This window comes from Alcanivorax sp. HI0083, from assembly GCF_001635175.1.
This window is the reverse complement of record NZ_LWFX01001000.1, coordinates 1-5,744: the sequence shown is the minus strand read 5'-3', so window position 1 is coordinate 5,744 and position 5,744 is coordinate 1. Positions and strand designations below refer to the sequence as shown.

General features: G+C 47.9%; 4 protein-coding genes and 1 pseudogene. 3 read left to right on the top strand and 2 right to left on the bottom strand.

From position 1 onward, the window contains the following. Together A3754_RS12155 and pilB are read right to left on the bottom strand one after the other, a co-directional pair. A pseudogene (locus tag A3754_RS12155) lies at positions 1–201 on the bottom strand (type II secretion system F family protein); the annotation flags it as partial. Between the two features lie 3 nt (positions 202–204). Next, on the bottom strand, positions 205–1,911 hold the full coding sequence (gene pilB / locus A3754_RS12150; protein WP_063519899.1) for a type IV-A pilus assembly ATPase PilB: 1,707 nt from the start codon (positions 1,909–1,911) through the stop codon (positions 205–207). 577 nt (positions 1,912–2,488) lie between these two features. Here pilB and A3754_RS12145 point away from each other — a divergent pair. The 3 genes from A3754_RS12145 to A3754_RS12135 all read left to right on the top strand — a co-directional run bounded on the left by A3754_RS12145 (position 2,489) and on the right by A3754_RS12135 (position 5,659). Next, a complete protein-coding gene (locus A3754_RS12145) occupies positions 2,489–2,953 on the top strand; it encodes a pilin (RefSeq protein ID WP_063519225.1) in 465 nt (154 codons plus the stop codon). Positions 2,954–3,107: 154 nt separating this feature from the next. Then, positions 3,108–4,262 carry a serine hydrolase gene (locus A3754_RS12140; RefSeq protein WP_063519898.1) on the top strand — a complete coding sequence of 385 codons (1,155 nt, stop codon included), beginning with the start codon at positions 3,108–3,110 and terminating at the stop codon, positions 4,260–4,262. A gap of 26 nt (positions 4,263–4,288) precedes the next feature. After that, positions 4,289–5,659, top strand: coding sequence for a sulfatase-like hydrolase/transferase (locus tag A3754_RS12135; protein ID WP_156496964.1), 1,371 nt, complete (start codon positions 4,289–4,291; stop codon positions 5,657–5,659). The last annotated feature ends 85 nt before the right edge of the window (positions 5,660–5,744 follow it).

Genomic DNA, 5,744 nt, shown 5'->3' with positions numbered 1-5,744 from the left:
CTTGATTTTCTTTTTCCCGCCCAGCTGGATTTCCCGCTTCTTTACTACCTTTTTGGCATTGATGCCTTGTTTGCGCAGTTCGGCGCGCACCAAGGCGGGCCCTTTGCCGCTGGTTTCCCCTTTTACGCGGGTTCCCTTGCGATCTATGCCTTCATAAACGAAGGTTGCGGTTTTTTGTTGTGCTGCTGCTTTTGTCGCCATAATTTAGTGTCCGCTAGTCACACGGTTGACTTCTTCAAGGCTGGTAACGCCCTGTATTGCCTTCATCAAGCCGGAACGGTGAAGGTCGTTGAAGCCTTCTTTTCGGCACTGGTCGGCAATTTCAATGGAGTTCCCTTCTTCCATAATGATGCGGGCAATGCCATCGGTGATTTTGACCACCTCATAGACCCCCACGCGCCCCTTGTACCCGTTTTTGCATTTTTCACAGCCTTGCGGCCCGTAAACAGTAAACCCGGTTGTGATGTCGTCTTCCGTGAAACCTATCTCAAGCAGAGATTGTTTCGGTATTTCCACAGCTGTTTTGCAGTGCTCACAAAGTCGCCGTGCGAGCCGCTGGGCAATAATCAGAATGACCGATGTGGCAATATTGAACGAGGGTACCCCCATATTGCGTAGGCGTGTCAGGGTTTCCGGTGCACTGTTGGTATGCAGGGTGGAAAGCACCAAGTGCCCGGTTTGCGCCGCTTTGACGGCAATATTCGCTGTTTCCAGATCCCGGATCTCACCTACCAGAATTACATCTGGATCCTGGCGCAGGAAAGCGCGAAGGGCAGAGGAGAACTCCATCCCCTGTTTGGGGTTGACGTTCACCTGGTTAACGCCTTCCAGGTTGATTTCTACCGGGTCTTCCGCCGTAGAAATATTGCGCTCTGGGGTGTTCAGGATATTCACCCCGGTATAGAGCGAGACGGTCTTCCCGGAACCGGTAGGCCCCGTGACAAGTATCATGCCTTGGGGTTTGTGCAGGGCGTCCAGATACATCTGTTTCTGGTTGTCTTCATAGCCCAGCGCTTCAATCCCCATTTTTGCGGATTCCGGGTCAAGAATCCGCAGTACAATCTTCTCCCCGAACAGGGTGGGGCAAGTGTTTACCCGGAAATCAATGGAGCGGGTTTTGGATATCTTCAGCTTCATGCGGCCGTCCTGCGGCACTCGGCGTTCGGAGATATCCATTCGCGACATGACCTTCAGACGAGCAGAAAGCTTGCTGGCAATGTTGATGGGGGGGGTGGAGACCGTTTGCAGGATGCCGTCTTGACGAAAGCGTACCCGATAGGATTTCTCATAAGGTTCAAAGTGCAAATCGGAGGCGCCACCTTTAATGGCATCCAGCAACAGCTTGTTGACGAAGCGTACAATGGGAGCGTCATCAGCTCCGGACTTGGTTTCATCGGTGGATTCTTCAGCTGCGCTGACGTTGAGGTCGTCGAGACCATCATCCAGGTCCTCGAACGCGTTGCCTTCCGCTTCCGACTCCAGCCCTTCAATCCATTGGGTCAGCTTGTCTTCCTCAACGATAATAGTTTCTACGTTGAGCCCAGTGTTGAAGCGGATTTCTTCCAGTGCGGGCAGGTTGGTGGGGTCAGAAACGGCCACATAAAGGCGGCTGCCCCGCCGGAAGAGTGGCAGAACATGGTGCTTGTTGATCAGCTTGGGGTCGACCAGGTCCTTGGCCAGGCTGTCCTTCTGGAACGTGGCAAGGTCCAGAATCGGGTCACCGAATTCTTCGGCCACCGCGTTGGCGACCACCCTGGCGGACAATTTCCCCGAGACCACCAGCTGACGGACCAGGCTTACCCTTTCCTGACGAGCTTGTTGCTGTATCTGCTGGACGTCTTCCGCCGTAAGCAGTTCCTGCTGAATGAGTCGGTGGGGTAAGCCGCTGAATGAGGCAATTTGGCTAGTCATGGCAACCTGCTTGTTTATGCTTAGTATGGTCGGTTTGCCCAACACTTTCTTCGTAACATACCGGTTGTGGGCGACACAGGGAAGACCACATGTCGCAAAATCAGTATCTTGCCGGCACTTTCTCAGAAACTCCCGAACCTAAAGCCGTCAGTTGAAAGTTGTTCATTGCGCACAGCCTTGAGATGTTGGTTCCGCGCGGCTGAAAGCTTGGCTTCGCCACAGTCCGCTCTCCAGATAAGAGGGATTAACTTTTTGTGGGGGGGCAAGGTGTTGCTGCTTCATTCTGTGTGCGGGATAGGCAAGATAGGGAGATAATGGACAGTCGGCGACAAATGGCGTCAATCTCCGGTTGAAGAGTGACGCGGAGTGTCACCTCCTGACGCTTTGGGTAACCGGTCGCAGGGCCGTTCTGTGTTGGGTCATAGAGGCAGGCTCCGCCATATATCCATGAAATGACCCGTTTCCTAATGATTTTTCATCATGAAGAAAAGTTGGCCCGCTCTGTGCATTATCCCTTGGCAGATGCTCGCCAAGGGTGGGCTCATAACAAGATTTGCCAATGATTGGAGAAAACAACATGAAGAAGCAAATGCAACAGGGTTTCACCCTTATCGAACTGATGATCGTGGTTGCCATCATCGGTATCCTGGCCGCTGTAGCGATCCCGCAGTACCAGAACTATGTCGCTAAATCACAGGTTACCCGCGTAATGCAGGAAACCGGTGCGATGAAAACTGTGGTTGAAACGTGTCTCCTTGAGGGCCGAGTCACCCCTGTGAATAGTGGTGCTCCTGCTCCTGGTGAATGTGATCTGGGTTGGACCGGTAGCAACCTGATCGGTGCTTCCTATACAGAAGGTGAGCTGACGGTGTCTATCGATGCTAATGGCACGGCCTCTATTGCTGCTGGTTTTGGTGACAGCGCAGCTACTACTTTGGCTGATAGTTCACTGACTTGGTCGCGTACTGCTGCTGGCGCTTGGTCTTGTGCTACTACTGCTGATGCAAAATACCAGCCGACTGGTTGTGGCGCAGGCAGCTAATATAAGACAACTACTGTCTTAGACTAAAGGCGAGCCTCAGAAGGGGTTCGCCTTTTTTGTTATTTAGAAAAGACGGTGTTTGGTTATTCTGAAGTGTGGAGTTAGCTGCGTAATGCTCTTTGGATATTAGTAGTTGTTGTGTGAATTTAAATGTATGAATAGCATAAAAAAAATTATCATCTGCTCCTTGCTCGGTTTTTTCGTCTTGGCTGTCCCGTTTCATTTCTGGTTAACCGATCGCCATGCCGTTATGCGCCAAGTGTTCAATTTCCAAGTCCCATTCGCCAAACTCAGTCAGCAGTGTTCAGAATATTCTCCGCCTTGGTTGGGAGAAATTAGTGCGGTTGGCGTGGATGAATTGAAAGCTCTAGCAACCCAGGTCGCCTTTATCGATAAAAAAGGGGGCCTCAGCCATTGTGAGACAGGCTGGCGTTCAGCGATGTTTTTTTCTCCAAGGGTGGATAAAAATACGCGCTTTCGTTATGGCAGTTTGACCAAGCCTGTGACTGCATCCGCTATCCTTGCGCTGATAAATGAAGGAAAAGTTGATTACCAGGATCGATTAATGGATGAGTTAGGAGGCCGTGCAGGGCTGCCAGGTCACTCAGATTTGCAGGGCGTGACGATAGCACAGCTTTTGCGGCATCGATCGGGTGTTCAGGGCGAGATTTTCTTGACGCGAGAAAAGCCCGATTGCCCTAACGATTTGGCTTCATTTATGGCTACAGGAGCAGTAAGACGAGCAGGGGAATTTGAATACTCAAATATGGGGTATTGCTTGCTTGGAGAAGTGGTCGCGAATAAAAAAGGTCTGCCATATAAGCAGGCAATAGAGCAGCTTTACGGTTTGAGCGACAGAGGGATGCGGTTTGTAGGCTATGAGACGGAAAATGATGAAGTGGAAAGGGACTTCCGGTTTAATGATTTCTATGGCGTCAATAACAAAGGACGTTTTGATTACGAAGCGGTCGCTGCTACTGCAGGGCTGAGTGGAAGCGCTTCGGCATATGCTCGTTTGATAAAAGATATAATCCATCAAACGGACCAAGACATTCTTTCCGGGTTTGATGCAGGGTGCGATGATAGGAGCTTAAAATCCTGTTATGGATATGCATTTTATTTATATTCTCCCGCGGGGCGACAGCGTTTTTTTGTTAAAGAGGGGTATATGCCTGGCTCTGCGGGATTGGTTGTTGTCAATGATAAAAATGAAGTCTTTGTATGGCTTGGAAATTCAGATACTGAAAATGCAGCCTCTGGTGGGCCGATGGAAAAAATTCTTATGGAGCTGGGTGTGTCAAGTTTCTGAAATGGAAGACTGAGGTGGTTGTGTTAATGAAGAAGTCGCTCCATAAAAATTTTTTTATTGCTCTATTGTTCGTTTTTATACCGAATGCTGTTTTTCTTGTCTTGGCATGGTGGCTGGATGTGAATAGGCCAACCATAAATTTTGATTATGCGATGCTGGCGTTGATAGTGGCTGTTTGTCCACGATGGCTGGCTCTCCCGATTTTTGTGACCTTTCTTTTTTTTGACGTGCTAGGAGTGGTTAGGCAAGTCATTCCTATCGTTAATGTTATGGACTCTTTCTACCTGCTAAGTTTTATTGGCGTTGCTCCTTTTTTTTATCAGCTTGCATTTTTGTTTTCCATGCTGATGTTTTTTATTTTGGCTGGCCTTCTGTGGAGGTTTTACAGAAGCTCATCTAAAGAGGCGCTGGTTATTGTTGTGAATGTGCTTCTTGGTTTTTATGCTTTAAAAATATTTTTACTGGGGGCGTCTGGGGATACCTATATAAAAACTAATGACGCTTTTATTGAAAGTCAGATTGTGTCGGCTTATGAGGCTTCCTCAGGAAGTTTCGTTGATGGTTTCTCAATAGATAGCGGCGATGTTATTGAAAGAGGCTTGGTCCCAAGTGCTACAGAGTCTTGGTTTGATGACCCTCAGTCTGTTGGTGATAAGGTGCTATTGGTTGTTAGTGAATCTTGGGGGGTGACAGATGAAAGAGTGCAGAATGCTGTTCTGTCTCCATTGCTCAATAGTTCTGTTGTTTCTGACCTTTCGCTAGAGGAATTAAATGTCTCAGGTGTTACTGTTCAGGGGGAGGTGCGTGAACTTTGTAGGCTTCGTGCTCGCCACTTCAACTTGAAAGATGTGACAGACGAATTTAATGGTTGTTTACCTGCTATGTATGAGCGGCTTGGTTATCACACCATGGCTATACATGGTGCAGCTGGTGCGATGTATGGACGTCGAAAATGGTATCCGAAATTAGGTTTTGATAAAACAGTTTTCTTTGAAAGTAAGCAGTGGAAAAAGAGATGTTACTCATTCCCAGGTGCTTGTGATGAAGAGTTAATGAAGGAGGTTGGTGCTTTTTTTCAGGGTGAGAGTCCTGCTTTTGTGTATTGGCTGACACTTAATAGCCATATTCCGTATGATCGCAGGGATCTGTCGGTGGACCTATTGGATTGTGGCAGCGTGGGAGTGCTTCCATCATCCAAGGCTTGTTCTAATTTAAAATTACATTATCAGTTTTTTTATTATCTTGAGAAGCTTTTACATGAAAGGCATATGAGTGGCTTGAGGGTTATTGTTGTTGGTGACCATGATCCACCAATGCTTAGCGATAAGGATAGAAAATATTTTAAAAAATTTAGAGTTCCTTGGATTGAGTTTTCAAGGAGGGGTAGTGGTGATTGATAATATGGTTGAGGATGACCGCAAGTTGGTTTTTGGTTTTTTGGTTTTCTTGGTTTATTTTTCTATTTCTGGTTTTAATGTTTTT